The 1,255-nt window shown below is 66.9% G+C and carries 1 protein-coding gene; it reads right to left on the reverse strand.

Going from position 1 to position 1,255, the window contains the following annotated elements; translation table 11 throughout:
• Window positions 1–1,236 (reverse strand): IS30 family transposase (locus tag EES42_RS35885; protein WP_124722615.1); only part of this gene is annotated, 1,236 nt, incomplete at its 3' end.
• Window positions 1,237–1,255: the final 19 nt, after the last annotated feature.

The following is a 1,255-nucleotide window of genomic DNA, read 5'->3' on the forward strand; positions in this document are numbered from 1 at the left end:
GGGGAAGTACTGGCGCAACAGCCCGTTCGTGTTCTCGTTGGTGCCGCGCTGCCAGGGGCTGTGGGGGTCGGCGAAGTAGACGGGGATGCCGGTTTCGACCTTGAACGCCGCGTGTGCGGACAGTTCCTTGCCGCGGTCCCAGGTTAGTGATCGGCGGAGTTGTTCGGGCAGCGTGGTCATCGTGTCGGCCAGGGCGTTCTTCATCGTGATAGCGCCGTAGCCGGCCAGTGCGGGTCCGTTCTTCGTCCGCGGGATCACGCCGTAGCCCTTTTCGCGGGGCAGGTGGATCAGCATGGTGAACCTGGTGGTGCGGTCCACCAGAGTGCCGATCGCCGAGCGTTTCAGCCCGATGATGAGATCGCTCTCCCAGTGTCCGGGAACGGCGCGGTCTTCCGCTTCGGCGGGACGCTCACTGATGAGTACCCCGTCGGTGACATGGGCCCATGCCTTCTGCCGGTTGCGTGCCCTGGGCACCCGCAGGGCGCGTCCGGTACGCAGACAGGCCACCAACTCACGCTTGAGCGCACCACGCCCCTCGACGTAGAGCGCCTGATAGATCGCCTCGTGGCTGATCCGCATGTCTTCATCATCGGGGAACTCGACCGGCAGGCGCTGGGCAATCTGCTCCGGGCTCCACGCCGTCGCCCAGCGTCGGTCCCCGCGATGTGGTTTGTTCCGTCCCTTCCACGTCGGGCCGGCCGGACCCACTGGCTGACCGTCGGCGTCGGTGATGTCCCCGGACAACCGCGCCTGGACATAGTCACGCAGCCGCTGATTGCGGACGAGCTTGGCGGCCTTCGGCCGCCGGGCACAGCGTTCGGCGTGCCACTGCGCAGTCGAAGCCCGGTAGTCCAACTTGTAGGTGCGGGTGGACGCGTTACGGCGCAGCTCGCGCGAGATCGTCGACGGATCCCGCCCCAGTCTGCGGGCGATCTCTCGGCCGCTGGCACCCTGGGCATGCCAGATCGCGATGTCCTCCCGTTCGGCGAACGACAGGTACCGTCCAGAGATTTCGGCTGGAAGACGCGGATTCACACCGCCAGCGTGCCGGAACCAGCGGAACCCCACCGGCGCGGACACACGGGCCTCCACACACGCGTCCTCGGTCTTGACACCACGGGCAATCGCCGCCCAGAACTTGACCCTGTCCTCACGCCAGGCCACCGTCGGCCTACCCGGCGACGGAATCTGCCCGCGATACGCACGCACCCGCTTCTGGCGCTCCAAGACACCCATCGCTTCACCTCTCGATCAA

It is taken from the genome of Streptomyces sp. ADI95-17 (assembly GCF_003846175.1).
Taxonomy (GTDB): domain Bacteria; phylum Actinomycetota; class Actinomycetes; order Streptomycetales; family Streptomycetaceae; genus Streptomyces; species Streptomyces sanglieri.